Source organism: Ureibacillus yapensis, assembly GCF_003515775.1.
Classification (GTDB): Bacteria; Bacillota; Bacilli; order Bacillales_A; family Planococcaceae; genus Ureibacillus; species Ureibacillus yapensis.
The window spans coordinates 216,907-242,312 of record NZ_QWEI01000001.1 but is presented as its reverse complement, the minus strand read 5'-3'; the positions used below and the strand labels follow the sequence as shown (position 1 = coordinate 242,312).

General features: G+C 41.5%; 27 protein-coding genes and 2 riboswitches. Of the genes, 21 read left to right on the top strand and 6 right to left on the bottom strand.

The window, feature by feature from the left end; translation table 11 throughout:
* Positions 1–11: 11 nt before the first annotated feature.
* The 18 genes from D1B33_RS01190 (at position 12) to D1B33_RS01105 (ending at position 17,390) form a co-directional block, all read left to right on the top strand.
* Positions 12–1,049 carry a type IV pilus twitching motility protein PilT gene (locus D1B33_RS01190; protein WP_118874500.1) on the top strand — a complete coding sequence of 346 codons (1,038 nt, stop codon included), beginning with the start codon at positions 12–14 and terminating at the stop codon, positions 1,047–1,049.
* A gap of 15 nt (positions 1,050–1,064) precedes the next feature.
* A complete protein-coding gene (locus tag D1B33_RS01185) occupies positions 1,065–2,273 on the top strand; it encodes a type II secretion system F family protein (protein WP_118874499.1) in 1,209 nt (402 codons plus the stop codon).
* Positions 2,274–2,391: 118 nt separating this feature from the next.
* Positions 2,392–2,835, top strand: a complete 444-nt coding sequence (locus D1B33_RS01180; RefSeq protein WP_199677332.1) for a type II secretion system protein — start codon at positions 2,392–2,394, stop codon at positions 2,833–2,835.
* 107 nt (positions 2,836–2,942) lie between these two features.
* Positions 2,943–3,917, top strand: coding sequence for a type IV pilus biogenesis protein PilM (pilM, locus tag D1B33_RS01175; RefSeq protein WP_118874498.1), 975 nt, complete (start codon positions 2,943–2,945; stop codon positions 3,915–3,917).
* Positions 3,917–4,504 carry a malate synthase gene (locus D1B33_RS01170; protein ID WP_118874497.1) on the top strand — a complete coding sequence of 196 codons (588 nt, stop codon included), beginning with the start codon at positions 3,917–3,919 and terminating at the stop codon, positions 4,502–4,504. Before pilM ends, D1B33_RS01170 begins: the two co-directional genes overlap by 1 nt.
* Positions 4,504–5,226 (top strand): type 4a pilus biogenesis protein PilO, encoded by a 723-nt coding sequence (pilO, locus tag D1B33_RS01165; protein ID WP_233549354.1) that lies wholly within the window; start codon positions 4,504–4,506, stop codon positions 5,224–5,226. Before D1B33_RS01170 ends, pilO begins: the two co-directional genes overlap by 1 nt.
* A gap of 82 nt (positions 5,227–5,308) precedes the next feature.
* Positions 5,309–6,064 (top strand): prepilin peptidase, encoded by a 756-nt coding sequence (locus D1B33_RS01160; RefSeq protein WP_118874495.1) that lies wholly within the window; start codon positions 5,309–5,311, stop codon positions 6,062–6,064.
* A 39-nt stretch (positions 6,065–6,103) separates the two neighbouring features.
* Positions 6,104–6,838 (top strand): gamma-glutamyl-gamma-aminobutyrate hydrolase family protein, encoded by a 735-nt coding sequence (locus D1B33_RS01155; protein ID WP_325049386.1) that lies wholly within the window; start codon positions 6,104–6,106, stop codon positions 6,836–6,838.
* Positions 6,839–7,079: 241 nt separating this feature from the next.
* Positions 7,080–8,852 carry a XylR N-terminal domain-containing protein gene (locus D1B33_RS01150; protein ID WP_118874493.1) on the top strand — a complete coding sequence of 591 codons (1,773 nt, stop codon included), beginning with the start codon at positions 7,080–7,082 and terminating at the stop codon, positions 8,850–8,852.
* 207 nt (positions 8,853–9,059) lie between these two features.
* Positions 9,060–10,601 (top strand): 4-hydroxyphenylacetate 3-hydroxylase N-terminal domain-containing protein, encoded by a 1,542-nt coding sequence (locus tag D1B33_RS01145; protein ID WP_325049385.1) that lies wholly within the window; start codon positions 9,060–9,062, stop codon positions 10,599–10,601.
* Between the two features lie 19 nt (positions 10,602–10,620).
* Positions 10,621–11,586, top strand: coding sequence for a catechol 2,3-dioxygenase (locus D1B33_RS01140; protein ID WP_199677331.1), 966 nt, complete (start codon positions 10,621–10,623; stop codon positions 11,584–11,586).
* A 96-nt stretch (positions 11,587–11,682) separates the two neighbouring features.
* Entirely contained in the window at positions 11,683–12,156 is a 474-nt protein-coding gene (locus D1B33_RS01135) for a flavin reductase family protein (protein ID WP_118874490.1), read from the top strand.
* A 12-nt stretch (positions 12,157–12,168) separates the two neighbouring features.
* Positions 12,169–12,942 carry a 2-keto-4-pentenoate hydratase gene (locus tag D1B33_RS01130; protein WP_118874489.1) on the top strand — a complete coding sequence of 258 codons (774 nt, stop codon included), beginning with the start codon at positions 12,169–12,171 and terminating at the stop codon, positions 12,940–12,942.
* Positions 12,943–12,970: 28 nt separating this feature from the next.
* Complete coding sequence (locus D1B33_RS01125) at positions 12,971–13,846, top strand: acetaldehyde dehydrogenase (acetylating) (protein WP_118874488.1); 876 nt, start codon at positions 12,971–12,973, stop codon at positions 13,844–13,846.
* Positions 13,847–13,858: 12 nt separating this feature from the next.
* Complete coding sequence (gene dmpG / locus D1B33_RS01120) at positions 13,859–14,881, top strand: 4-hydroxy-2-oxovalerate aldolase (protein WP_118874487.1); 1,023 nt, start codon at positions 13,859–13,861, stop codon at positions 14,879–14,881.
* A gap of 13 nt (positions 14,882–14,894) precedes the next feature.
* Positions 14,895–15,686 (top strand): 2-keto-4-pentenoate hydratase, encoded by a 792-nt coding sequence (locus D1B33_RS01115; protein WP_118874486.1) that lies wholly within the window; start codon positions 14,895–14,897, stop codon positions 15,684–15,686.
* Positions 15,687–15,700: 14 nt separating this feature from the next.
* A complete protein-coding gene (locus D1B33_RS01110; protein WP_118874485.1) occupies positions 15,701–15,907 on the top strand; it encodes a 4-oxalocrotonate tautomerase in 207 nt (68 codons plus the stop codon).
* Positions 15,908–15,914: 7 nt separating this feature from the next.
* On the top strand, positions 15,915–17,390 hold the full coding sequence (locus D1B33_RS01105; protein WP_118874484.1) for an aldehyde dehydrogenase: 1,476 nt from the start codon (positions 15,915–15,917) through the stop codon (positions 17,388–17,390).
* 145 nt (positions 17,391–17,535) lie between these two features.
* On the opposite strand, the gene lexA is transcribed toward D1B33_RS01105, so the two are convergent.
* The gene (lexA, locus tag D1B33_RS01100; RefSeq protein WP_118874483.1) at positions 17,536–18,156 is read right to left on the bottom strand and encodes a transcriptional repressor LexA; all 621 of its coding nucleotides are present in this window, start codon (positions 18,154–18,156) and stop codon (positions 17,536–17,538) included.
* Between the two features lie 172 nt (positions 18,157–18,328).
* Between lexA and yneA the strand changes: the two genes are divergently transcribed.
* Together yneA and D1B33_RS01090 are read left to right on the top strand one after the other, a co-directional pair.
* A complete protein-coding gene (gene yneA / locus D1B33_RS01095; protein ID WP_118874482.1) occupies positions 18,329–18,670 on the top strand; it encodes a cell division suppressor protein YneA in 342 nt (113 codons plus the stop codon).
* The gene (locus tag D1B33_RS01090) at positions 18,667–19,326 is read left to right on the top strand and encodes a YneB family resolvase-like protein (protein WP_118874481.1); all 660 of its coding nucleotides are present in this window, start codon (positions 18,667–18,669) and stop codon (positions 19,324–19,326) included. The genes yneA and D1B33_RS01090 overlap by 4 nt, the downstream gene beginning before the upstream one ends.
* A gap of 69 nt (positions 19,327–19,395) precedes the next feature.
* On the opposite strand, the gene D1B33_RS01085 is transcribed toward D1B33_RS01090, so the two are convergent.
* The 5 genes from D1B33_RS01085 to D1B33_RS01065 form a co-directional block, all read right to left on the bottom strand.
* Positions 19,396–19,917, bottom strand: coding sequence for a metal-dependent hydrolase (locus D1B33_RS01085; protein WP_118874480.1), 522 nt, complete (start codon positions 19,915–19,917; stop codon positions 19,396–19,398).
* A gap of 325 nt (positions 19,918–20,242) precedes the next feature.
* Positions 20,243–21,088 carry an energy-coupling factor ABC transporter ATP-binding protein gene (locus D1B33_RS01080; protein ID WP_158582895.1) on the bottom strand — a complete coding sequence of 282 codons (846 nt, stop codon included), beginning with the start codon at positions 21,086–21,088 and terminating at the stop codon, positions 20,243–20,245.
* Positions 21,089–21,099: 11 nt separating this feature from the next.
* The gene (gene cbiQ / locus D1B33_RS01075) at positions 21,100–21,879 is read right to left on the bottom strand and encodes a cobalt ECF transporter T component CbiQ (RefSeq protein ID WP_118874478.1); all 780 of its coding nucleotides are present in this window, start codon (positions 21,877–21,879) and stop codon (positions 21,100–21,102) included.
* Entirely contained in the window at positions 21,879–22,166 is a 288-nt protein-coding gene (locus D1B33_RS01070; protein WP_118874477.1) for an energy-coupling factor ABC transporter substrate-binding protein, read from the bottom strand. Before D1B33_RS01070 ends, cbiQ begins: the two co-directional genes overlap by 1 nt.
* Position 22,167: 1 nt before the next feature.
* Positions 22,168–22,911, bottom strand: coding sequence for an energy-coupling factor ABC transporter permease (locus D1B33_RS01065; protein WP_118874476.1), 744 nt, complete (start codon positions 22,909–22,911; stop codon positions 22,168–22,170).
* A 106-nt stretch (positions 22,912–23,017) separates the two neighbouring features.
* Positions 23,018–23,194, bottom strand: a riboswitch (cobalamin riboswitch).
* Between the two features lie 112 nt (positions 23,195–23,306).
* A riboswitch (cobalamin riboswitch) is annotated at positions 23,307–23,485 on the top strand.
* A gap of 270 nt (positions 23,486–23,755) precedes the next feature.
* On the opposite strand from D1B33_RS01065, the gene cobJ reads away from it, so the two are divergent.
* Positions 23,756–25,402: a precorrin-3B C(17)-methyltransferase gene (gene cobJ, locus D1B33_RS01060; RefSeq protein WP_118874475.1), complete on the top strand. Its 1,647-nt coding sequence runs from the start codon at positions 23,756–23,758 to the stop codon at positions 25,400–25,402.
* Positions 25,403–25,406 lie beyond the last annotated feature (4 nt).

The window sequence follows — 25,406 nt, the reverse complement described above, 5'->3', positions numbered from 1 at the left end:
GAAGTGAAAAAATGTTTAGTATACGTTCACTATTAGAAAGAGCATATGAAGAGAAAGCATCTGATTTGCATATTACAGTAGGAATTCCACCAGTCTATCGTATCAATGGGAAACTGCAGCAATACGGTGATGTGGCAGTTGCGCCTGAAGATGCACTTGCCTTGGTAAAGGAAGTTATACCAGAATATAAGGTGGACGAATATTACGAGAAAGGTGAGACGGATTTTAACTTTTCGTTAGGTGATTTATGCCGATTTCGTGTAAATGCATATCATCAACAAAATGCCGGTGCAATCGCATTCCGTTTAATCCCGTCCAAAATACCGACCATTGAGTCGTTGGGTATGCCAAACGTACTTTATGATTTAGCTGATAAACCACAAGGACTCATTTTAGTAACCGGTCCCACGGGTTCAGGTAAATCAACTACTTTGGCTGCGATGCTGGATTATATTAATGAAACAAAATCAAAACATATTATTACGTTGGAAGATCCGATTGAATACTTGCATCATCATAAAAAATCTATCGTGAATCAACGTGAAATCGGCATTGACACACAGGATTTTGCGAGCGGGTTGCGTGCTTCACTCCGTCAAGACCCAGATGTGATTTTAGTGGGGGAGATGCGTGACCTGGAGACGATTTCGACAGCCATTACGGCTGCGGAAACAGGACATTTGGTGTTCGCGACATTGCACACATCAAGCGCGCCTACAACGATTGACCGAATTATTGACGTGTTCCCGCCGCATCAACAGGGGCAAATACGTATTCAACTGGCGAACGTCTTGCAAGGGATTATATCGCAAAGATTGTTTGCTCGAAAAGATACATTTGGGCGTATTGCTGCAACGGAAGTGCTAGTTGCGGTTCCTTCGGTGACGAACTTGATCCGCAATGAAAAAGTCCACCAAATCCCAAGTGTCATGCAGACAAGCAGGGCGCTGGGAATGCATACACTGGATTCTTCGATTCAAATGCTCATGTCATCAGGAAAGGTTTCAATGGAAGAAGCCCGTCCTTTCCTGGAGGACTATAGTATATGAATGTTGGTGAGTTAATTGACGGTTTATAAATATATTGGACGCACAAAACAAGGCACACCCAAAAAAGGCATTGTCGACGCTGCGAATAAACAAGCGGCGATTGCAAAGCTGCGCTCACAAGGAGTTAACCCGCGCGAGGTAACGGAATCTACCAGTCTGCTTCACAAGGATTTAAATCTGGGCGGGGGAAAGGTTAAAAACCAGGACTTTGTTATCTATTGCCGGCAGTTTGCTACATTGATTCGCGCGGGCGTTTCCATCGTGGAATCCACTCATATCCTGGCACAACAATCAAAAAGCAAGCCGCTGAAAAAAGCGTTGGATGCGATTGAAGAGGATATTCGGTCAGGGGTCCCTTTTTCAGATGCCACTTTAAAGCATCCAAAAGTCTTTCCTTTATTGTTTTCGAACATGATGCGATCCGGTGAAGCTACAGGGAATATCGACGACACATTGGAACGCTTGGCGAATTCATTTGAAAAGCAATATAACTTGAAGAAAAAAGTGCAGTCGACGATGACGTATCCGGCGATTTTGTTTGTTTTAACCATGGTGGTAGCCGTCTTCATGATGGTTTTCGTCGTTCCCTCATTCGTGGAATCGTTTGAATCAATGGGAGCAGAGCTACCGTGGATGACGGTTGTAATTATTGCAATCAGCGGTTGGCTGCAAAAGTTTTGGTGGGTTGTTCTCTTGCTGGTTATTGCGTTAGTGGTAGGTTTTCAATTGTTATATAAAGGAAATAAAGAATTTAACTATGCAGTACATTATGCGCTGCTCAGAATGCCGATTTTCGGTCCATTACTGCAAAAGTCGGCGATCTCTCGGATGATGGGAACCTTATCTTCTTTGTTCAGCAGTGCTGTACCGATTTTGCAGTCTTTAGCCATTGTTGAAAAAGTAGTGGGCAATCCGGTCATGAGTAAAGTGGTAGTGGAAGCTAGGGAAAGTCTTGAAAAAGGTAATAGTTTATCAGAACCGCTGGAAAATAGCTGGCTTTTCCCGCCGCTAGTTACATCGATGACAAGAATTGGGGAATCGACTGGTTCGCTGGATTATATGCTGGAGAAGGTAGCGCAGTTTTATGACGCAGAAGTGGAGAGGTCGGTTGATACTTTAAAGTCGCTGATTGAACCATTAATGATTTTATTCTTAGCGGGAATTGTAGGAATTATTGTAGCAGCGATTTTCTTGCCGATGTTTAGTTTGTATGAACAAATGTAGAAAAAGGGATTTAGGAGAAAGGGAGTTTTGCAGGGAGGTGAGAATGGAATGCTAAAAACGTCCATGCAAATTTTTAAATAATTAATTTATTAAAACAATGAAAATGGGAGGTTTTAATATGTTTAAAACTATGAAAAAACGTATTAAAAATGAAAAAGGTTTAACATTGATAGAATTATTAGCAGTAATTGTAATCTTAGCAATTGTTTCGGCAATTGCAATTCCTGCAATCGGGAATATAATTGATAATTCTCGATATAATGCTGTTAAAGCAGATGCTATTAATGTGATAAATGCAGCACAGTTATATTATACTGATAATCCAACAGAAACTACAGCGGTAAATGTTACAAAACTAAAAAGTGAAAAGTATCTTGAGTCTGCTGGTAAAATTCCAGTTGCATCAACTGTATCTACTACAAATCCAAGAGAATTAACAACAATTGCAATAACTTATACTAGTGGTAAAACTGTTACATTTGGTGCTGCTTCTATAGATGAAATAAACGCAGATAATCAAAAAGGTAGCGCAGATGGTAATAAAACAATTTCTGGCAGCTAACTTAGTTTAATTCCCTAAAAGACAACTAAATTTTGTTAGTTGTCTCATTAGGAAATTAAAATCACTAAGGATATGATTTTACATTATCCAACAAAGGAGCCCTTGCGATGTTCAAAAAGAAAAAAACCTCCCACGTTTCCATCGAAATCAATGATTACGTACTTCGCGCACTTGTTTTAAAGGGCCCTGATTTGACTCAAGCTAAGTTGTATGAGGTTCCGTTACCGAATGAGGTAATTGAGGAAGCTACGGTCAAGGATGAGATGGCGTTGTTTGAGATTTTCAAAGAAAACGCTTCCCAGTGGGGCGGAAAACGACAGAATGTTCGTTTTTTTGTTCCGGATCCGACCGTGCTGTTGAAATCGTTTGAGTATCCACGTGATGTGGAAGCCGATAAACTCAAAGAATATGTTCAAATGGAGCTTGGGCATAGCATTCATTTGCCTTTCCAGGATCCTTTGATTGATGTATACGACCCAACGGAAGGCGACGGACAGGCGATGCTGTTTGCCGCTTCGTCGGAAGAAGTCAACAAATACATTAACTTGTTCCTGGATATTCATATGGAACCGCAAGCTGCAGATATCCGCGCTTTGTGCAATTTGCGCTTGATTGAACATCTGGAATTGCTAAGTGAAGACAAAACCTATCTCATTGCCAATTGGCTGATTAATGAATTATCCATTTGTATTTATTCGAATGGCCATGTGGATTTCCTGCGTTACCAGCAAATCCCGACAAACATCAATCAATGGCACGCAAAGCCGGCAAAGGAAAATGAAGTAACCTTTACATACGATGGGGACTTGGAAGATTACCGCATGACCATTATGGATCAAATTCTCGAACTTGACCGGATTATGAACTTCTTCCGCTTCTCCTTGCATAAAGGGGAAAAGTCCGTTGATGAAATTGTTGTGATGGGGGATAACCCGCTGCTTGATACCATCTTTTCTACCTTGCAGGAAACGTTGCCCGTTCCCATCAAGATTGTTGATGACGGGCTAATTGAAGAACATTACCCAGGATTTCAGGCAAAACATGCATCCTTGCTTGGGTTGGCGTTAAAGGAGATTCATTAATGGTACCAGATATTAACCTCATACCCAGAGAAGAACGAACCCAGCAAAGCTCCAAACTGCTTAATCTATTACTGGCGATTCTTGTACTATTAATCTTGTCGTTGCTGGTATGGCAATATTTTAGTGCTCGCGCAGATGTTACTCGATTGGGAAATGAAGAAGCCAATTTGATTGCTCAACGCGATCAACTTTCAGCAAATGTGAATTCGTTGCAGCCGGAAAATCAAGGGAGCATGCAGCAATCCCTGCAATTTGTCGAGACTGTTTCCTACCCTGTAACACAGTTAATTTACGAAATTCAAGGATTGCAGCCAAGCAATTCCCATTTACGAAGCTATACGTTCAGTCCTGAAAGTGTTACTGTTTTATTGGATTTTGAAACGCTCAGTGATGCGGCAACCTATGTTTCGCGTTTGTCGAACAGTGCCTATTTTACGGATGGGCAAGTAAACTCCGTGACAAACTCCGACTTGGGAGGGGAACTTGAATCGGAAAATGAGATCGATTTTGATGTCGTTCCAAGGCAGTCCGTTGAAATTACCCTTTTACTGGATAGAGCCTATTTAACTGCTGGAGGTGTTCAATAATGAAACTCTCCGGAAACAAAAATACTTCTGCTTTGTTGCTAATCGTTTTGGTAGCGGCTTTATTATTTGCGCTTTATTATTATGTGGTGCTGCCGAAAAAAGACCAGGCTGCCTCGCTTGAAAGCTCAAAGGCGGCATTGCAAACCGAAATCGCGACTTTACAGGAACAACAGGCTCTAATGGAAGCACAAGCATCCTTGCCTCAAGAGTCGAATATAACGACACTGCGCAAAAAATTGCCGGCATCCCGTGAAATCGATCAGTTATTATTAAATCTCGAAGAAATTGAATATATCACCCAATCTCGGATTCTTTCAATCGGATTTAACAGTTATGATACGCTTGTCTCCGAATCTGGCATAGTACCAGTACCAGAGGAAGAGGTTGCAACGGAAGAAGCGGCAGAAGGCCAAAATGATGCAGTGGAAGAAGAAACCATGGTAGACGGAGAATCGGTTGAAGTGGAAACTCCGGTATCGCAAATCGCCGCCGAAACGCTGCCGCCGGAACTGAAATTAATTACGTTCAATCTTGAAATTGCCGCCTCTGAATACGAAGATTTACTGCAATTTATCGAGGAAATTGAAAATCTTGAGCGCATTATGCACATTGATAGCATCAGCTACACGCTTCCTGGTGAAGAAGAGGCATTTATGGAAGAAGCTGAGGCTTTAAATGCTTCCGTTCAAGTAACGACTTTTTATTATGAAGGCGAGTCTTAAAGAATGGCGCTTGTCGGGTTTCGTTTTTACGGACCCGACTCTTTTAGCTTTAAATTCAAAATAGTAGGAAAGGAGAATCAAAATGGAGATTGTTTATACGATTTTTGCTTTTATATTTGGGCTTGTCTTTGGTTCTTTTTTCAATGTTGTTGGGTTAAGGGTGCCGAAAAAAGAGTCTATCTCAACCCCTCCTTCGCATTGTACGAACTGCCAGCGCCGGTTAACGCTGCCTGATTTAATCCCCGTTTTTTCATATCTTTTTTTGCGCGGCAAATGCAGAAGCTGCGGCGTGAAAATTTCACCGATTTACTTACTGACCGAGCTTGTGACAGGAATCTTATTTGCTTTTTCCGTTTATCATTTGGGGATCACCGTTGAAACAGCGGTAGCCTTATTGTTCATTTCTTTATTGATGATTATAGTCGTATCCGATTTTGCATATATGTTAATCCCCGATAAAGTTTTGCTCTTCTTTTTGCCTCTATTGATCGTCGGACGAATCTTCTCCCCGCTGCAGCCATGGTGGGATAGCATTGTTGGTGCGGTTGTCGGGTTTGGAATCTTATACTTGATTGCCGTTGTCTCAAGAGGCGGCATGGGTGGGGGAGATATTAAACTCTTCTTTCTAATTGGTCTTGTACTCGGGACGATGAATACGCTATTAACCCTATTTTTGGCTTCCTTTATCGGCATGATTGCTGGGATTATAGTTCTGAAAATCCGCAACCAAGGAAGAAAAACACCCGTTCCTTTTGGTCCGTCCATCGCATTGGCCGCCATCATCGTTTATTTCTACGGTGACAGTTTGCTAAATTGGTATTCCGGTCTATTTTTCTAATCCTCCACATATTAAAGGTATAAACAATTTATCTAGATTGTGGGGGTTCAGTGCATGAAACCAATCATCGGCATTACGATGACAACGAATAACGGGCAATATTGCATCAATGAGGCTTATGTAAAATCGATTCTTCAGGCAGGCGGAATTCCGGTTAATCTACCTTTTGGCATTGAACAAGATGCAGAACAGCTGCTTGACGGGCTGGATGGACTGCTGTTAACAGGAGGCGTCGATGTACATCCGCACCTTTTTAACGAAGAGCCGCATCTTTATATTGGCCATATTATGGTCGAACGGGATGAAGTAGAGCTGAGGTTACTGGAAGTAGCGCTAAAGAAGAGAATGCCGATTTTTGGAATTTGCCGCGGCATTCAGGTGCTGAATATTGCGTTGGGAGGAAACCTTTATCAGGATATTAATTCGCAATATGAGAAAACACCCATTCTTCATACTCAAAAAGCAATAAGAAAAGAAGCTTCGCATTATATAACAATCGAGAGAAATAGTAAGTTATATAACATAGTAGGGCAAGAGAAGATTGCCGTAAACTCAATTCATCACCAAGCGCTAAAAAAAGTGGCGGAAGTGTTTGAAGTAACAGCACAGGCAAGCGATGGCATTATTGAAGCCATTGAAATGAAAGATTATCCATATTGTGTGGGTGTTCAATGGCATCCCGAGGAAATGGCAGCAGCACAGGACGAAAATGCGAAAAAATTATTCGCATCCTTTATTGATGCATGTAGCGGAAAATCTTCGTTATCCCAATGAGAGACCAAGAACTGAAAACGCCAGAAAAGAATGTGGCTCATACTACAATGGGGGTCACATTCTTTTCTTTTTCCCAAGTTCGAGTTTAGAGCCCTTCATCGGTTGCTTAAATGTGCCTTTTACTATATTCATCAACTAGAAAATAATAGAGTAAAATAGCCTTTTTACTCCCGAAATAGAATATAATGTAAATACAGCTTTGGTAGAGGAGAATATCAAACTAATAAGGGGTAATGATAAAATGAAAGCGAATAAGCTAGTTTTTGATCATTTAGTTGATATTAATCCACGTACTGGCGTGATTAAATTTAATGGGAAGCGAATGGGTCTTATTGCAACCGAATCCATCGGGTTTTTAAGACGGGATTTAATTCGCATTTTGGGAACCGAGCGTGCAAAGTCCGTATTGATGCGCCATGGCATGACGAGCGGTTATAGTGCAGCGCAATCCGTCAAGAAAGCTTTCCCATGGCGCTGTAAAGAAGAGCTTATTTTGGCAGGTCCTGCACTGCATACATTGGAGGGGCTTGTCATGGTAGAACCAAGTGAAATTCAAATTGATGGTGACTCGCTTTATATGCAAGGAACTTGGTTTTACTCCTATGAGTACGAAGAGCATGTAAAGCATTTTGGATTTAGCAATGAAAGCGTTTGCTGGAACCTGGTGGGTTATGTGAAAGGTTTTTTATCCAATGTATTCGGAGATGAGGTTATTGTTTATGAGGAAACCTGCAAAGGAAAAGGGGACTATCAGTGTACATTTGTAGCTTGTTCTTCCCATCTAGCTCCACCGGAACATTCGAATTCCCTGCACCATTTTGAGGAAGACTGTCTGCTATCGGAATTTGATGAGAAGTTTCATCAACTAGAACAAGCACAATCCGTGATACAGCGTGCGGATCGTCTCAACGAAAAGTTAACCAATGCACTGTTAAGCGAACAAAACTTGGCCTCACTTTTAAACTACATGAGTGACGAATTGGGAATTAGTGTGCTGGTTGAACGAAACAGAATAAGAAGGCCTATTGAATTTATCTTTAAGGAAACTGTCCATGAAAAAATCTATGCAGCATATAGCAATGGAGAACAGCTGCCCGAACAAGGTTTTGTTGAAGTATTTCCTATTAAAAGTGAACAGGCTTATTATGGCAAGCTTGTACTCATCGGCCAGGGAATTTTAAAGGATGAGGAACGTCTGATTGCCGGGCGCTGCATCTCGCCTTTTTTATGGTACTTCAATACACAATATAAAGTGGCTGAAAGAACATGGCGAAAAAAGGTGAATTTGTTCGAACAGATTATTGGAGGAAAGGGAAACAGCGGCACCCTTAAATTGAATCCAAATATTCTGGATGTTGATATCCATCAACAAAATAGAGTCTTAATGATCAAAAGTGATATCGAAAATGTCTATACGCTTTATTTGTTTATTGAAAAGCTACTAGTAACAGATATTTTTATTAAAGAAAATTATGTTGTCATTTTAGCATCAGAGCTAGAAAAGCCCATTCAACAGACGGCAGAGGATATACTGAATGCCCTCATTGAGATGTTTCCGCAAAACAGCTTTTATATTGGCGTTGGTCAACAAGGCAATTCCTTGGAAACATTGGCAACAAGCTATGAAGATGCAATGAAATTGTGCAATTTCTTGGTTCATTGTTCATCCAAGCGGCAACAAATTGCTTATTATGAACAACTGAAACATGTTTTGTTGTTTTTGAAAACATCCGAACCCACTCAATTGATTGTTTATTACCAGAATGTAATTGGCAAATTAATTGACCATGATATACACAATGAGGCGCAGCTGTTATTGACGCTTCAAACTTTTTTCGATTGTAACGGCAATATCAATAAAACTGCACAGCAATTGAATTTATCGATACCTGGGCTGCGATATAGAATGGAAAAAATCGAATCGCTTGTAGATGCGGATTTGAAGTCTGGGGATGGCAGATTCCAGTGCCAGCTTGCTTTACAATTCTATTATGCGGTACAAGCCATCAAATAAATGAAAGGTATTATCGAACTCGTTTTTTCGATAATACCTTTTTTAATGCTTTACAAAAGAACCTACTTTATGGTTTGTATAGTAGTTGCCCAAAAGACTATATGTTTTATAAATTAACTGAAAATTCAAAATAGAGTAATATAAAATTATCCTTTAACAGTTGATTAGTAGGGGATGGGGGATACTCACGGAAAGGGGAGTTGAATAGTGGATGTTCAGCAAGCAACAAAACCATTAACCGGGCAAGAATATCTGGACAGTCTGAGAGACAATCGGGAAATTTGGCTGGATGGCGAGCGAGTAAAGGATGTTACGACACATCCGGCATTTCGAAATTCCGCTCGTTCCATTGCACGGTTGTACGATGCTCTGCATGAGGAGAAGTACAAAGACGTTTTGACAACTGAGACCGATACGGGCAGCGGCGGCTATACATTTAAGTATTTTAAAGCGGCCAAAAGTGCACAAGACCTGATTGAGGCGCGCGATGCAATCGTTCAGTGGTCAAAGTTTACTTATGGACAAATGGGGCGAACACCGGATTATAAAGCATCTTTTTTAGCCACGCTTGGCGGGAATGCCGAATACTATGCACCGTATTCCGATAATGCGCGGCGATGGTACAAGGAAGCACAAGAGCGAAATTGGTTTTTCAATCACGCGATTGTGAATCCGCCGGTTGATCGCAATAAAGAAGTGCATGAAGTAGGCGATGTTTTCATTCGCGTCGAAAAAGAAACGGATCAAGGGTTAATTGTAAGCGGTTCAAAAATGGTGGCAACAGGTTCGGCAATTACCAACTATAATTTCGTTGGGACATATGGGCTGCCGATTCAACAGAAAGAGTTTGCTGTCGTATTTATCGCACCCATGGATGCACCTGGCGTGAAATTGATTAGCCGAGCTTCTTTTGAATTGAAATCAGCGGTAATGGGGACACCGTTTGATTATCCATTAAGCAGCCGTTTTGATGAAAATGACGCTGTACTGGTGTTTGATAAAGCGTTGATTCCGTGGGAGAACGTATTAATCTACGAAGATATGAAAAAAACAACTTCCTTCTTCGTTGAGAGCGGCTTTATTAACCGATTTACGTTCCAAGGGGTTTCACGGTTGGCGGTAAAACTGGACTTTATCATCGGCGTATTAATGAAAGCGCTTCAAACAGCAGGGACCGATCAATTCCGAGGCGTGCAAGCACAAGTTGGCGAAATTTTGGCATGGCGCCACATGTTTTGGTCGTTAAGTGATGCGATGGCTTTAAATCCGATAAAGCTGGACAATGGTACCGTCATTCCGAACCTTAATGGTGGGTTGGCATACCGCGTGTTTTTGCAGGAGGGCTGGCCAAAAATCAAAGGAATCATTCAACAGATTGTTGCAGGCAACCTCATTGTACAGCCATCCAGTGCGCGTGATTTCTTGAATCCCGAGTTCCGTCCGACGCTGGACAAATTATACCGCGGCTCTAATGGAATTGATGCGGAAAGCAAGATTAAAATCGTTAAGTTATTGTGGGATGCCATTGGTACTGATTTTGGCGGCCGCAGTGAACTTTATGAACGCAACTATGCAGGCAACCAAGATGATATTCGTTTGCAAACATTATTTGCCGCTCAAGGCAGCGGGAAGGCAGACGAGTTCATGGCATTCGCGGAAGAATGTATGAACGACTACGACTTGCATGGCTGGAAAGGCGACACTTGGGTTAATCCGCAAGATGTTAGCTACTATAACAATCAAAAATAAATGAAAAGGGGACATGAAAATGAGTTTATATGATGTTGCACAACTGGCTCACGTCGAGCTATATACACCAAAGTTGAAGGAGTCTGTTGAGTTCTTTACAAAAATTATGGGTCTTCAAGTTACGGTAGAAGCTGGTGAATCAGTTTATCTTCGTGCGTATGAAGATTTTTACCATCATACTTTAAAACTAACTGCTGGCCCGGAACCAGGGTTGGGTCATGTGGCATGGCGCGCAAGTTCTCCTGAAGCATTGGAACGCCGGGTAAAAGAACTTGAAGAGAGTGGCCAAGGGAAAGGATGGATTGATGGGGACTTGGGACATGGACGCGCCTATCAGTTCACAACACCAGATGGACATCTACAGGAGATTCTTTGGGAAGTGGAATATTACAATCCGCCGGAAGATCAAAAAACATTGCTAAAAAGTCGTCCGCAAAAGCGTCCAATGCAAGGGGTGCCGGCACGTCGCCTAGATCACGTTAACTTAATGTGCAGTGAAGTTACGCCTAACAAAGAATTTATGGCTGAACGTTTAGGCTTCAAGCTTCGCGAGCGTATCGTTGTAGGCGAAGAAAGGGAACTAGGGGCATGGATGAGTGTCAGTCCGCTAGTACATGAAGTAGCTCTTATGCAAGATCAAACAGGAAACAAAGGTCGTTTCCATCATATCGCATTTTGGTATGGATACCCGCAGCATCTAATGGATTTAGCGGATTTGTTGGTGGAAAACGGCATTAAAATTGAAGCGGGCCCAGGAAAACATGGCGTGAGCCAGGCTTACTTTATGTACGTATTTGAGCCGGGCGGAAACCGCGTAGAATTATTCGGCGATTCGGGCTACTTAATCTTTGACCCGGATTGGAAACCGATCACTTGGCGCGAAGAGGATTTACAAGAAGCGATTATCTGGTATGGTTCTCCACTGCCTGAAGAGTACTTCTTATACGGAACGCCAGACCGCAAAGTAGGAGAGCCTGTAGTCTAAGTTTCTCGTGATAAGCATAACGACTTTAATAGAAAAGCGAGGTGAACACTGTGATATATATAGTTGGCTAGATGGCTATATATATCACAGTCTACTATGGAGGATCGATTATTTCGAAATGCGATGGGGAAGTTTGCTACCGGTGTAACAGTCATTACAACCACACTCGATGACGAAACATATGGCATGACGGCAAATGCTTTTATGTCTGTCTCGCTCAATCCACCCCTTGTCGTTGTGTCAATTGGGGAAAAAGCGTCCATGCTGAGCAGAATTGAGCAAAGCAATACATTTGCTGTCAGTATTTTAGAGGAAAATCAGAAAGCTTTATCGCAGCATTTTGCTGGTCAACGCCAAGAAGGGCAAGAAATTCCTTTTGGGGAATTAGAGGGCTATCCAGTGATCGATGGTTCGGTGGCTCAAGTTGTTTGTGATGTTGTCTCGACCCATGTAGAGGGAGATCATTCATTATTCATTGGAAAAGTAAAGGCAATCCATATCGAGGATTATAATCCACTCTTATTTTTCAATGGTGGCTACAAAAAACTTGCAGTTGACGAGCTTGTATAAGGAGGAACTAGAATGAACGAAACAGCCATTGCTCATGAATTGCTTGAGGCGTATAAAACACGCTGTCCCATACAGCCGTTAACGACAAACTATCCAACAATCAGTGTAGATGAGGCATATCGAATTCAACTGGCACAGATTGAAAGCCGAATTGCAAATGGCGATGTGATTGTCGGCAAAAAGATTGGTTTGACAAGCAAAGTGATGCAGCAAATGTTTAATGTAACAGAACCGGATTATGGCCATATTTTAGCTTCCATGGTGCTTCCGGATGGTGAGGAAATCGCAATTGAACAAATGATCCAGCCAAAAATAGAATTCGAGATCGCATTTGTTTTAAAAGAGGATGTAAAGGGACCAAATGTAACGGAAGAACAAATAGTCGCTGCTACGGAGTATGTTGTGCCGGCATTTGAAATTATCGACAGTCGAATTGAAGATTGGAAAATTCGGTTTGAAGATACGGTTGCTGACAATGGATCATCAGCTTATGCCATTTTAGGCGGCAAACCGACTCGTATAGAGGATGTGGATTTAGAAACAGTAGGCATGAATATTTTAAAAAATGGCCATTTTATCGACCATGCAGCAGGGGCAGCCGTCATGGGGAATCCAGTTCGGGCAGTAGTATGGCTGGCGAATGCCCTTAGTCGATATGATATTGGTTTGAAAAAAGGCGAGTTCGTATTGGCCGGAGCACTGACAGCGGCCTTGCCAGTTGAAGCAGGCGATACATTTACAGCCGATTTTGCTCACCTCGGTACAATCCAGGTGTCCTTTAAGTAACTTCAATAAACATTCAGGAGGGGCGATTATGAAAAAATTGAAAGTAGCGATTATCGGATCCGGCAACATTGGTACGGATTTAATGTATAAAATCGAACGCTGCGACCATTTGGAAATGAGTGTCATGGTTGGAATTGACCCACAATCTGAAGGGTTGGCGCGTGCAAAGGATCGCGGCTATTTAATAATTGAAAACGGCATCGATGGTTTATTGGAACACCCAGAAAAGTTTGATATCGTTTTTGATGCAACGACAGCCAAGGCACATAAAGAGCATACGGAAAAGGTGGAAGCCCTAGGCAAGCGTATGATTGACCTAACACCGGCTGCAATTGGACCTTACGTTATACCAGCTGCGAATTTATCGCAACATTTGGAAAAATCGAATGTCAATATGGTGACTTGCGGTGGGCAGGCAACAATCCCAATCGTATATGCCATCAATGAGGTTGTTCCACTGGATTACGCAGAAATTGTTGCAACAGTTGCGAGTAAATCTGCGGGACCTGGAACACGTGCTAATATCGATGAATTTACACAAACAACAGCTAATGCCATCGAACGAATTGGCGGAGCGAAAAAAGGAAAAGCGATTATTATTTTAAATCCAGCGGTGCCGCCGATTATGATGCGTGATACGATTCACGTTTTGACATCCGAACCGGGACATGAAGAAGCAATTACTGAGGCAATTTACGCTATGGTCAAAAAGGTGCAAGAGTATGTACCGGGCTATCACTTGAAAAATCGGCCAATTATCGATGGAAATCGTGTAACCGTAACGGTTGAAATAGAAGGGGCAGGCGATTTCTTCCCGCCATATTCCGGTAACTTGGATATCATGACGGCAGCAGCAGCCAAAGTCGCAGAAGAAATGGCAAAATCATTGGTAGCGACTACATAGGAAGGAGAATGGATGATGAATAAAGAAATTACAATGTTAGATGTAACATTGCGGGATGGCAGCCATTCCATGCGTCATGCTTTTACGGAGCAACAAGTTCGGGATGTTGCAAGGGGTTTGGAGAAAGCAGGAATTCCCTATTTTGAAGTATCGCATGGTGATGGTTTGGGCGGATCGTCTTTGCAATATGGTTTTTCAAGAGTGGATGAACTTAAATTAATTGCTGCTGCCAGGGAAGAATCAGCCAACTCAAAAATTTCCGTTCTTATTTTACCGGGTATCGGCACAAGAAAAGATTTGGAAAATGCAGCAAGTGCCGGCGCCAATATGGTGCGGGTGGCGACTCATATCACAGAAGCGGATGTGGCAAAACAACATATTGAGTTAAGCCGCAACTTGGGCTTGGAAACGGTCGGGTTTTTAATGATGGCCCATATGGCTCCGACTTCGGTGTTAATTGAACAAGCGAAGAAGCTGGAAAGTTACGGTGCCGAAATCGTCTATATGACGGACTCGGCAGGTGCATTGCTGCCTCACGAAGTAACGGAGAAAGTAACTGCATTGCGTGAAAATATCAGCTGCAAAATTGGCTTCCATGCTCATAACAACTTGTCGCTGGCAATGGCAAACACGATAGCGGCTGTAGAAGCAGGTGCCGAGTTTGTGGACGGCAGTCTTCGGTGCTTAGGTGCCGGCAGCGGCAATACACAAACCGAGGTAATGGCGGCTGTATTTAGCCGGTTGGGATATAAAACAGGTGTCGATTTGTATAGCGTGATGGATGCAGCAAATGATGTGGTCGCAAAATTTATGCCACGTCCACAGGAAATTACAGGATCTAGTTTGATCATGGGGTACTCCGGTGTGTATTCAAGCTTCTTATTATTTGCACAAGAAGCAGCAGAGCGCTATGGGGTGGATGAGCGCGAAATTTTAGTCCAGCTTGGCCAAATGCAAGCGGTGGGTGGCCAGGAAGATTTAATCTTCGAAGTCGCCCAGCAAATCGCAAAAGAACAAGCAATGCTAGTGAAGTAAAGGAGGTTTATGCATGCTGAAAGTGGATGTGCTCGAAGAAATGACGGATATCTTGTTTCGAGCTGAGAAAGAGCGCGTTGAAATAAAAAAACTGACCGAACAATATCCAGAGTTAACGATTGAAACAGCATATACCGTGCAGGAATCGTTAGTCGAGCGGAAGCGCCGCGAAGAAGGAACATCCTTTTCCGGATGGAAGCTTGGTTTAACGAGTAAAGCAAAGCAGCGGATGATGGGAGTTCATGAACCGTCTTATGGAAGGCTGCTAAGCAATATGGAAGTAAATTTAGAAGATCCGATTTCAGTAGCTCCATTTATCCATGGCAAAATTGAGCCGGAAATTGCGTTTGTAATGAAAAGAGATCTGGATGGGCCGGTTGTAACGGTAGCAGATGTGTTGAATGCAACGGAGTATGTCATTGCAGCAATGGAAATTATCGATAGCCGTTATGAAAATTTTAATTTTACCCTACCGGATGTCATCGCGGATAACTCTTCTTCTTCCCGTTATATTTTAGGAAAAGTTAAATGTGATGTGAGAGAAATAGATTTAGAACGTATGGGGTGTGTGTTTAAGAAGAACGGAGAAGTCTGCTCTACCACAACAGCTGCTTCGGTCATGGGAAATCCGGCCCGCGCAGTGGCATGGATGGCTAATAAGCTGCTTACGCGCGGACAAAAAGTACGGGCGGGTGAAGTGGTACTTAGTGGTGCATTGACGGGAGCAGAAACATTTAATGAGAATGATACGTTTTCCATTCGATTTGATGGGTTAAGCGGTTTTGATGTGACATTTACAAAATAAAGGAGGGGTATAATTTGCCATTTCTACAAGTAACGATGATTGAAGGCCGTCCAGCAGAAAAAAAAGAACAATTAATCGCTGAACTGACGAGCACGGTGAACAAAGTATTGGATGCACCATACGAAAATATTCGCGTATGCATTAACGAAGTGCCGGCAAATCATTGGGGCATTGCGGGTCAATCCGTCCAAAAACGATCAGAAGAACAAGGGAAGGTGTGATAGGCTTATGACTGAGGTAGCAACATCCATTCGAGAAGTCAAACTGTTTATAAATGGAGAATATGTAGAATCTTCCGATCACCAGCAGTTCGAAGTGAAAAATCCGGCGACGCAAGAGGTTATCGCAAAAGTCCATGAAGCCTCATATGCGGATGTAGATCGTGCATGCCGTGCTGCTCGCCAGGCTTTTGAAGAAGGTCCATGGCGCACAATGTCTGTTTCTGAGCGGTGCGCTAAAGTTCGTCGTATGGCGGAAATTATACTAGAACGCAAAGAGGAACTTGCACGCTTGGAAGCCCTTGATGTAGGGAAACCTTATCAAGTTGCTGTGGAGCGTGAAATCCCGCGAGCAGCGGAAAACCTGAAGTTCTTCGCTGATTTTATGGAAAAACAGGGTGGCGAGGTCTACCCGATGGATGATGAGTTTTTAAATTACACCCGCTATGAGCCAGTAGGTGTGGCTGCATTAATTACACCTTGGAATCTGCCATTCATGCTAACAACTTGGAAGCTTGGTCCATGTTTGGCAACCGGGAATACAGCAGTTATCAAGCCTGCTGAAGTGACGCCGCTAACAGTGTCTTTATTAGGCGAAATTGCGAAAGAAGCCGGTATTCCGGATGGGGTTGTGAATGTTGTCCATGGATTTGGCGGTGGATCTGCAGGGGAATATATGACAACTCATCCAGAAGTAGATTTAATTTCCTTTACTGGTGAAACGACTACAGGGAAAACGATTATGAAGAGTGGCGCGGACTCGCTAAAGAAGGTATCATTCGAACTTGGCGGCAAAGCAGCCAATATTATTTTCGAAGATGCCAATCTTGAAAAGGCAATTCCTGTCTCCATTCAAGCTGCATTCATGAACTCAGGCCAGGTATGCTTGGCAGGATCGCGTATTTTAGTGCAGCGTACAATATTAGATGAGTTTTTGGAACGCTTTAAAGCCGCTGCAGCGGAACTTGTTGTGGGTGATCCACAAGATCCAAAAACGAATATGGGACCAGTGGTAAGTGAAGAACATTATGAAAAAGTGTCAAGCTACCTTGATATTGCAAAATTCGAAAATGCAACATTGATATATGGGGGAAAACGGCCGGAATTACCGGAAAATTTAAGCACCGGCTATTACCTGGAACCAACCATTTATTTGCAGGAAAACCCGAACGCTCGAATCTGCCAGGAGGAAATCTTCGGTCCGATTGTAACGATCATTCCTTTCGATACAGAAGAAGAAGCGCTGGCAATTGCGAATGGTACGGATTATGGGCTGAATGGCATTATTTGGACTGAAAGTTTAACGCGTGCACACCGAATTTCCCATCATGTGCGTGCAGGTACGATTTGGGTGAATTGCTGGTTTGTTCGTGATTTACGTGCCCCATTCGGTGGTTTCAAGAAGAGCGGTGTTGGGCGTGAAGGCGGACATCATAGTTTGGAGTTCTTTACGGAAGCCAAAAATATTTGTATTGCTTTAAAATAATAGAAATTAAATAAATCGATTTGCCGCAATGCGTATGGCAAGTCGATTTTTTCTATGTGAGGACTATAGAGTTGTAGTTTGCATGAGTGGCACCGACAGACCTCAACAACCGAACTTTGCCGGTTGTCGGGTCACTAACTATTTTTTAATGAATATTTCTATATAACCCTACGACTTTACCCAAAATCGTCACTTGATTTACGAGGATTGGGTCCATACTTGAGTTCTCGGGCTGCAGACGGAAATGCGTTTTTTCTTTAAAGAAACGTTTGACTGTCGCTTCATCTTCCTCTGTCATCGCGACCACGATTTCCCCGTTTTCGGCACTTGATGCTTGTTTAACGATTACATAATCTCCATCCAAGATTCCCGCTTCAATCATGGATTCTCCCATTACTTCAAGCATAAATAGTTTTTCGTCACTTGTCCCATATGTATTTGGAAGAGGGAAGTATTCCTCGATGTTTTCGATAGCCGTAATAGGAAGCCCTGCCGTTACTTTCCCTACTAAAGGAACGTGAACAACCGGTTGTTTTGGAATCATGAGATCTTCCTGCTCCAACACTTCAATGGCACGCGGTTTCGTAGGGTCGCGGCGAATTAAACCTTTGCTTTCCAGACGCGCCAAATGGCCATGTACAGTTGAACTAGAGGCAAGACCAACTGCTTCGCCAATTTCCCGGACAGATGGCGGATAACCTTTTGTACGAACTTCTTCCTTGATGAATGTTAAGATGTCTTCTTGTCTTTTTGAAATCTTTTTCAACTCTATCACCTCTTTTTGTGAATATGTATCTCTATTGGTTACATATAGTATAGCAGTGGGAAAACGAAAATGCAAACATAGGTTCGAAAATGGTGTTGACAAAAAACAAATGTTCGGTTTAAAGTAAGAACATACATTCTACGAACAAACATTCGGAAAAGGGGTTATATTGATGATGAAATGGCTACAAAACAACACATATATTGTTCTACTATTCTTTGCATTCACTGCTATGGGCGCTTTTTTGCTCATAACAGATCATGGCGAAACAACATACGAACAAATTGAAATCGAACAAGGCGATACTTTATGGACTCTGGCGGAACGATATCGTGGTACAATGACAACGCAGGAATGGGTTGACCATGTAAAACGCGAAAATGGATTAACAGCAGAAATGATTGTGGCAGGACATGCCTTGACTGTTCCAATCAATGAAAATAGCATTCATATTGCAAATTTGGAGAATGAAGAAGAGCTTCATTCGGTAGAGGTAGCGATCAAGAACCAATGAGTAAAAATAACAAAGCAGTCATTTATGCACGGGTAAGTACCGAAAAAAATACGCAGGAAACTTCTCTTGTGAGGCAGGAAGAGGAATTGCGGAAATATGCCGCGTCCATGAAGTATCAAGTGTTGGAAGTTTTCAAGGATCAGCACAGCGGTTATGAAGTGGAGCGGGAAGGTTTACTTGAAATGCTGGATTACATAAAAGAAAAAAATGCAACCGCCCTTTTTGTGCAGGATGAAACACGACTGGGACGCGGAAATGCACGGATGGCCGTCTTGCATTTGCTTCAAAAAAGCGGGACAACGGTTTATTCACTGAACAATGCCGGTCCATTGACATTGAATGAAATGGATTCGATGCTACTTGAGATTTTGGCGATTGTGGAAGAATATCAGCGCAAAATTCATAATGCCAAAATTAAAAGGGGCATGAGGCGGGCAATAGAAAATGGCTATCGTCCGGAGTTGAACATTAAGAACCGCCACAATCATGAAGGACGCGAAAGAATAGAAGTGCCTATTGAAGAAATCGTGAAACTTCGCGACAAAGGGCTTACTTTCCAGGAGATTGCTTCCACATTAAGAGGGCTTGGCTTTCAGGTCAGCAAAGCAACTGTTCACCGAAGATATACAGAATATATAGAGGGGCTTGAAGGATAAAGGAAAAGAATAATATAGGATCGTACATTACATATTAAATTTTTAGTATGTAATGTACTTTTTTTATGCTCATTTTAAAAGAAAGACAATTAAAATAGCGCATCCTATGATAGAGATGGTATCGCCCATGCCACCGCCTTTAAAGTTGGCAATGCGAAAACTCTTTTTCGTAATTGGATAGAGGAGAGGGATGCCTCTTCTCGTCATCATGTCCAAAAGCAGATGACTCCACATCCCAGCGCTTAATCCCATGATAAAGTAACTGGATAAAACTTGGGATTGTCCTGTTAATTCCTTGGAAAAAAAGTAAAGCAGTGCTGAAAAAGCAAAGATGACCAATGGAGTATGTATGACGCTTCGATGTCCCAGTGTCTTGCTGATAATGAAAGAAGCGACTTTCAGCTTTCTGCCGATATAGCTATTGCGATGATCGATATCCGGGAGAAGGGACCCTAATAGTGCTCCGCAAAGTACAACTCCACCACTAACCATTGCATCTGTTAGCCCAATTTGTGGAACTGTTGATTCGATGTTTTTTAAAACAGCAATACCTGCCGTTAAACCACCCATTAAATGTGCCGGTTTATTCATATGATGCCTCCTTGAAATAAAAAAGATGGTCTGCCCATATTGTATACGAAAATATGTTCTGTGCCTTGAGTTTTATCAAATTTCTAAAATTGAGAATTTATAAATGGAGAGGCTGGCGGAATTTAATAGTTTGTTTTTAGCTATATTACTAAGAAACTTATAAATAGTAATACGAGGAGAATTAGTTAGAACAATAATTTCGTGGAGTTAATTGTGTGGACAATTAAGGGGATACTCTGAGATAAAAGAGCGTATTGGAGAACTTCTATAAATACACAATCGCACCCTCAAGTAGATAATTGAGAGTGCGTTAATGATGAAACAATTAAGGATTTTTAATGATGTTCTTTTCTTGAATCAACTTAAATAATTCGGCTTTATTAGAGGGAGGTGCAAATACTCCTGAATCTTTAACCAGCTCTTCATATACTTCAAATAACCAAGGTTTTTCAATATGTGCAAGTTGAAGCATATCATTATTTGAAAATAAACCTTGAGCGTTCCCTTCGTAAATAACTTTTCCATCGTGAAGCACAATATAATAATCAGCCCAGCCATATACCAAGTTAATTTGATGAGTGGCAAACAAAAATGTTCGATTATCATCCAAAAGAAGGTCTAAATACTTCATTAGCTGCTTGGAAAAATAATAATCCAAGCTGCTTGTGGGTTCATCCAAAATGAAAACAGAAGGATCCATGGCATATACTCCAGCAATCGTTGCTCGTTTTTTTTGCCCGCCGCTTAAAAAATGGACGGGTCGTTCTGCCAAAGGTGTTAGCTCTGTAAACTGGAGAGCCTCTTCAACTTGCTGTTGTATTTTCATTTTTGGCCATCCCAGATTAATTGGCCCATACATGACATCTTGCTCGACTGTTGATGCAAATAGTTGGTGATCCGCTTCTTGAAAGATTAATCCCACTTTTTGTCGAAGTAAAGAAGTTGTTGTTTTTTTATAGTTTAATGGACTGCCTTCGAAAATAATCTCCCCATGCGTAGGAGGAATCAGGCCCATCAATAATTGAAAAAGCGTGGATTTTCCCGATCCATTTTGACCGAGAATGGCGATTTTCTTATTTTTCGGTATAGTAAAGGTACAATTTGATAAGGCCATTGTACCATCAGGGTAGCAATAACCTACATCGTTCAACTGGAAATAAGGTGCTGTCAAGTAAACGCCTCCTAACATAGCAAGAGTAATAAGGTAATGGTAGTATACATTGCCATCACCCATCTCAGTTTTTTACAAGCAGCTTTCTTCTTGTAAAAGACTTGTGGAATTAAAAAAGAGTCGATATTTCGAGCTTTCATTGCCAATATCATCTGGCCGTTTCGCTTAAAAATCTCCCTGGCCAGTGCTGCAATCAGGAATGACAAAGCAAGAAAGCTGGATTTTGCTGTTTGATAACCTAATCTCGTTTTTTGGGCTATATAGATTTTTTGCATACAATCCAAAAATATAAATATAAAATGATAGGTTAAAGTCATTAGTTCAACGATTACATCGGGTATACGCAACTTCTTTAGAAAATGATTTATCTCATACATTGGAGTAGTTAAAATACAAAAATATAAACAAGCAACCATTCCAAATGCCGTATAAAATAATTGAAATGCCCGAAGAAGATTACTAGATAAGATAAAGATTTTTATCTGAAATATAGAGGTAACCCAAATAGCTTCACTAGGCAAGGTAGAAGCTAATGTAAATGAAATAGCGACTGCAAGAACCCCCAAAAGACAGAAGCTCGCTGGAGCCAATAATAACAAAAGGTAATAGCGAAAAGGGATTCGTGCAATACATACAATCAGAAAGGACATAAGCAGAAATGTCCATAAGGCAACGGCAAAATCACGTGTCAGCCAAACACATAAAAGAGCGCCAATTGATAAAACGATTTTTTGATTTGCGTTGATTGAAGCTAATTTATTGATATGCGCATATTGATCAATCGATAGCATTACGAATCAACCTTTGAATTTTTTGAACGCCCACGCATAAATCCAATGAAATATCCAATAAAGCCCGCCCCGATTATGGCCTGCAAGACAAATAATAAACTTTCCACTTCACCGCTTGGGGGTTCCCAAATTGCATGGAACCATGGTTCATAACTAACGGCAATGTCTGTAATTGCTTCTTCCGCTTTTCCATCGGCTCCATCAAAGTCCGCATCCTGTAAAAAAATAAGTGGAAATATTGTTAAAATTACAACAAAGGAAAATAGAATTATATTTTTTCTCCACATACTAATTCTCCTTTACTTTCAAAATATTTAGGGCAGTTAATTCCCGCTTATTGTATAGTTGCAGGAAATTCATAACAATAACGGTTAATATACCTTCACTAACTGCCAATGGAATTTGCGTTAAAGCAAAAATACCACTGAATTTTTGAAAAGAAGCAAAGAAACTGCCAACTTCAGAAGGGAATGCGATTGCCAATTGGAATGAAGTCATAATATATGTACCTATATCACCTAGCATAGCCGCCAAAAATACTGCAACTGAAAAAGATGCTCCAATTTTTGTTGCTCCTTTGAAAATGCCATAAGCAATGAATGGTCCGACGATAGCCATGGAAAATATATTTGCTCCCAAAGTAGTAAGGCCGCCATGGGCAAGCAGTAATGTCTGGAATAAAAGAACGATGGATCCCATAACACTCATGATAAAGGGGCCAAATAAAATTGTTCCTAATCCTATACCTGTGGGATGAGAAGAACTGCCGGTAACTGAAGGGATTTTTAACGCGGATAAAACGAATGCAAATGCACCCGATAAACCTAACAACATTTTACTTTCAGGATGTTCCTTAACCGTTTGCTGAATCGAACGTAAACCTATGAACAAAAATGGCAAACTTAACAGAAACCAAAAAATTGCCCATCCAGGAGGCAAGAATCCCTCCATAATGTGCATCGCATAGGCTTGTTGTGGAATAAACAATAATGCTATCCCAAAATAGAATAGTTTTGAAGTAAAGCTTTTCATGATTATCCTCCTCTTAAGCATTTGACGAAAAAATTTTGGAAGAAAAGTGCATGAAAGAAAGACACATTATTTTATATGCCTTTGTCCATACCTATCCTCGTAGGCTGAATTTACTTGATTATTGGCAGGTCTCCTGACTTTTCATCAACGCGTTCCAAACCTTCCCGTTATTAAAAACAGTGGTCATGTTGGGTTGCTCCGAATTACAGTTGCGGGACAGTGACGGAATTGCACCGTGCTTCCCTATTAAGCTAAAAATAGCGCCAAAAATCATTCAAATGTCGTCATATGGACATAATAGCAGTTATTCCATGCTGAATCTATATTTACCTAAATTTTTAAAAAATGGTTTGATTCTTAAATTTAATATGTTATAGTTTTCATAATTTAATATTAAAGTTTGAAAATTATTAAGTGCTCATAATTCAAATGAGGTAAAAGGGAAACTAGTGAAAGTCTAGTACAGCCCCCGCTACTGTAAGGCAGATGAACCCACAAAACCACCATAGCATTGGGAAGGTGTGGCAGTAAAATGAAGCCGAGTCAGGAAACCTGCTTAATAATGATAGTTATACTTTTCGGAGGGAAAAGATAAGGCTAGAGTTTTGTTAATTACATGAAGGTATTTAACTTTTTTGTTATGCCCACGTGATTTAAGCCTGTATTCCTTAAAAGAGTACAGGCTTTTTTATTTTCCCCAACATTTTTAACCTTCCAACCAGAGCGGAACAATCTAAGGAACAAAAAAGATTCCCTATTTTAAACCGGGGGCTGTTCGTGATGAGCACTTTCATGCAAGGAGAGAGCAAGTTTTCAGATAATTTTATAGTTTAGGAGGAGCGTTATGAAGAAAGGGAAAATTTATGTCGTTGGCTTTGGACCAGGCGATTATGAACATATTACCAAAAGGGCCGTTGATGCCTTGCAGGAAAGCGAGTATATCATCGGCTATAAAACATATGTGGAGTTAATTGCACATTTAGTTACAGCGAAATCGATCGTCAGCACGGGAATGACCGAAGAGGTTTCTCGTGCACAGGAAGCGGTTCGCCAAGCGGAACTAGGCAATATTGTATCTGTTATTTCCAGTGGTGATGCGGGTGTTTATGGAATGGCGGGACTTGTCTATGAGGTGCTCATAGAACTTGGTTGGACGCAAGACACCGGCATAGAAGTCGAAGTCGTACCCGGGATATCGGCGATAAATTCTTGTGCGAGTTTACTTGGTGCTCCCGTTATGCATGACTCCTGCACCATTAGTTTAAGTGACCATTTAACACCATGGACAGTCATTGAAAAACGGATTGAAGCCGCTGCCATGGCGGACTTCGTCATAGCATTTTACAATCCCAAAAGCGGCCGCCGTACAAGACAAATTGTTGAAGCACAGCGGATATTATTGCAATATCGCTCTCCGGCCACACCGGTTGGTCTAGTGAAAAGTGCCTTTAGAGAAAAACAACACATTGTCATGACCACTCTAGCAGAAATGTTAAACCATGAAATTGGCATGTTAACGACGGTTGTGATAGGGAATTCCTCCACATTTTTCTATGATAATAAAATGATTACACCTCGTGGGTATCAACGGAAATATACATTGGGGGAAGAGAAACAACCATTGAAACCACATCAGCGTTTGAAAAAAGAAGCTGAACCATGGGCGCTTGATCAGGAAACAGGTTATGCAAAAAGTGGTTTTGAAAAAATCGTTGTTAAAAAAAAGACTAATGAATCACCCCTTGAACTAGCCAATGAAGCATTGGCACTTGTAGGTGGACAACGGAATGAACCGTCAAAAGGACAGACTTTAGCAAAGCCAATTGTACAGCAGAAAATCGAATCCATATTCGAGATTGGAGTAAGTCCAGGCGTTGCGAACAAATTTTTTACCCCTGAACAAATGCGTACTTTGGCAGATGTCATCGGCGAAAACGGCACCATGGAATATACACCTGATCATAAAATTCATCTAAAGATCCCTACAGAAAATCCTCTCGAAATTATCGGAATCTTGGAAAATGTCGGATTCTTACTTGCTCCAACCGGTGATTATTTAAATCTAAAAGCATGTGATTTTTGCTATGGCGAAAAAACGGATGCTATTCCATATGCAGAAGCACTTCAACGAGATTTAGGCGGAATGAAATTACCCAAGGAATTACATATCGGCTTTAATGGGTGCGGCATGGCATGCTACCGGGCTGTATTTGATGATATTGGCATTGTCTACCGGAAGAAGAAGTTTGACTTGTTCATTGGGGCAAAGCCGGTCGGGCGTACTGCTCACGCAGCGCAGCCTGTTGCGGAGGGAATCGAGCCAGAGGCATTGGTTCCATTAGTGACAAGAATCATTGAGGAATATAAAGAAAATGCCCATCCAAATGAACGTTTGTTCAAATATTTTAAACGTGTTAAACGCATTTTGAATTACGACTATCAGGACATGAGCTGCAAAATAGAAGTTGAACCGGCACCATGCGGAGATTAGGAGG

Bases quoted from the DNA above. Each gene is read 5' to 3' on its own strand.
- D1B33_RS01105 (WP_118874484.1), top strand. From the start codon at position 15,915: ATGACTGAGGTAGCAACATCCATTCGAGAAGTCAAACTGTTTATAAAT.
- D1B33_RS01115 (WP_118874486.1), top strand. From the start codon at position 14,895: ATGCTGAAAGTGGATGTGCTCGAAGAAATGACGGATATCTTGTTTCGA.
- D1B33_RS01190 (WP_118874500.1), top strand. From the start codon at position 12: ATGTTTAGTATACGTTCACTATTAGAAAGAGCATATGAAGAGAAAGCA.
- D1B33_RS01135 (WP_118874490.1), top strand. From the start codon at position 11,683: ATGGAGGATCGATTATTTCGAAATGCGATGGGGAAGTTTGCTACCGGT.
- D1B33_RS01170 (WP_118874497.1), top strand. From the start codon at position 3,917: ATGGTACCAGATATTAACCTCATACCCAGAGAAGAACGAACCCAGCAA.
- D1B33_RS01125 (WP_118874488.1), top strand. From the start codon at position 12,971: ATGAAAAAATTGAAAGTAGCGATTATCGGATCCGGCAACATTGGTACG.
- yneA (WP_118874482.1), top strand. From the start codon at position 18,329: ATGATGAAATGGCTACAAAACAACACATATATTGTTCTACTATTCTTT.
- D1B33_RS01130 (WP_118874489.1), top strand. From the start codon at position 12,169: ATGAACGAAACAGCCATTGCTCATGAATTGCTTGAGGCGTATAAAACA.
- D1B33_RS01085 (WP_118874480.1), bottom strand. From the start codon at position 19,917: ATGAATAAACCGGCACATTTAATGGGTGGTTTAACGGCAGGTATTGCT.
- pilO (WP_233549354.1), top strand. From the start codon at position 4,504: ATGAAACTCTCCGGAAACAAAAATACTTCTGCTTTGTTGCTAATCGTT.
- D1B33_RS01180 (WP_199677332.1), top strand. From the start codon at position 2,392: ATGTTTAAAACTATGAAAAAACGTATTAAAAATGAAAAAGGTTTAACA.
- D1B33_RS01150 (WP_118874493.1), top strand. From the start codon at position 7,080: ATGAAAGCGAATAAGCTAGTTTTTGATCATTTAGTTGATATTAATCCA.
- cobJ (WP_118874475.1), top strand. From the start codon at position 23,756: ATGAAGAAAGGGAAAATTTATGTCGTTGGCTTTGGACCAGGCGATTAT.
- D1B33_RS01090 (WP_118874481.1), top strand. From the start codon at position 18,667: ATGAGTAAAAATAACAAAGCAGTCATTTATGCACGGGTAAGTACCGAA.
- pilM (WP_118874498.1), top strand. From the start codon at position 2,943: ATGTTCAAAAAGAAAAAAACCTCCCACGTTTCCATCGAAATCAATGAT.
- D1B33_RS01160 (WP_118874495.1), top strand. From the start codon at position 5,309: ATGGAGATTGTTTATACGATTTTTGCTTTTATATTTGGGCTTGTCTTT.
- dmpG (WP_118874487.1), top strand. From the start codon at position 13,859: ATGATGAATAAAGAAATTACAATGTTAGATGTAACATTGCGGGATGGC.
- cbiQ (WP_118874478.1), bottom strand. From the start codon at position 21,879: ATGCTATCGATTGATCAATATGCGCATATCAATAAATTAGCTTCAATC.
- D1B33_RS01065 (WP_118874476.1), bottom strand. From the start codon at position 22,911: ATGAAAAGCTTTACTTCAAAACTATTCTATTTTGGGATAGCATTATTG.
- D1B33_RS01140 (WP_199677331.1), top strand. From the start codon at position 10,621: ATGAGTTTATATGATGTTGCACAACTGGCTCACGTCGAGCTATATACA.
- D1B33_RS01070 (WP_118874477.1), bottom strand. From the start codon at position 22,166: ATGTGGAGAAAAAATATAATTCTATTTTCCTTTGTTGTAATTTTAACA.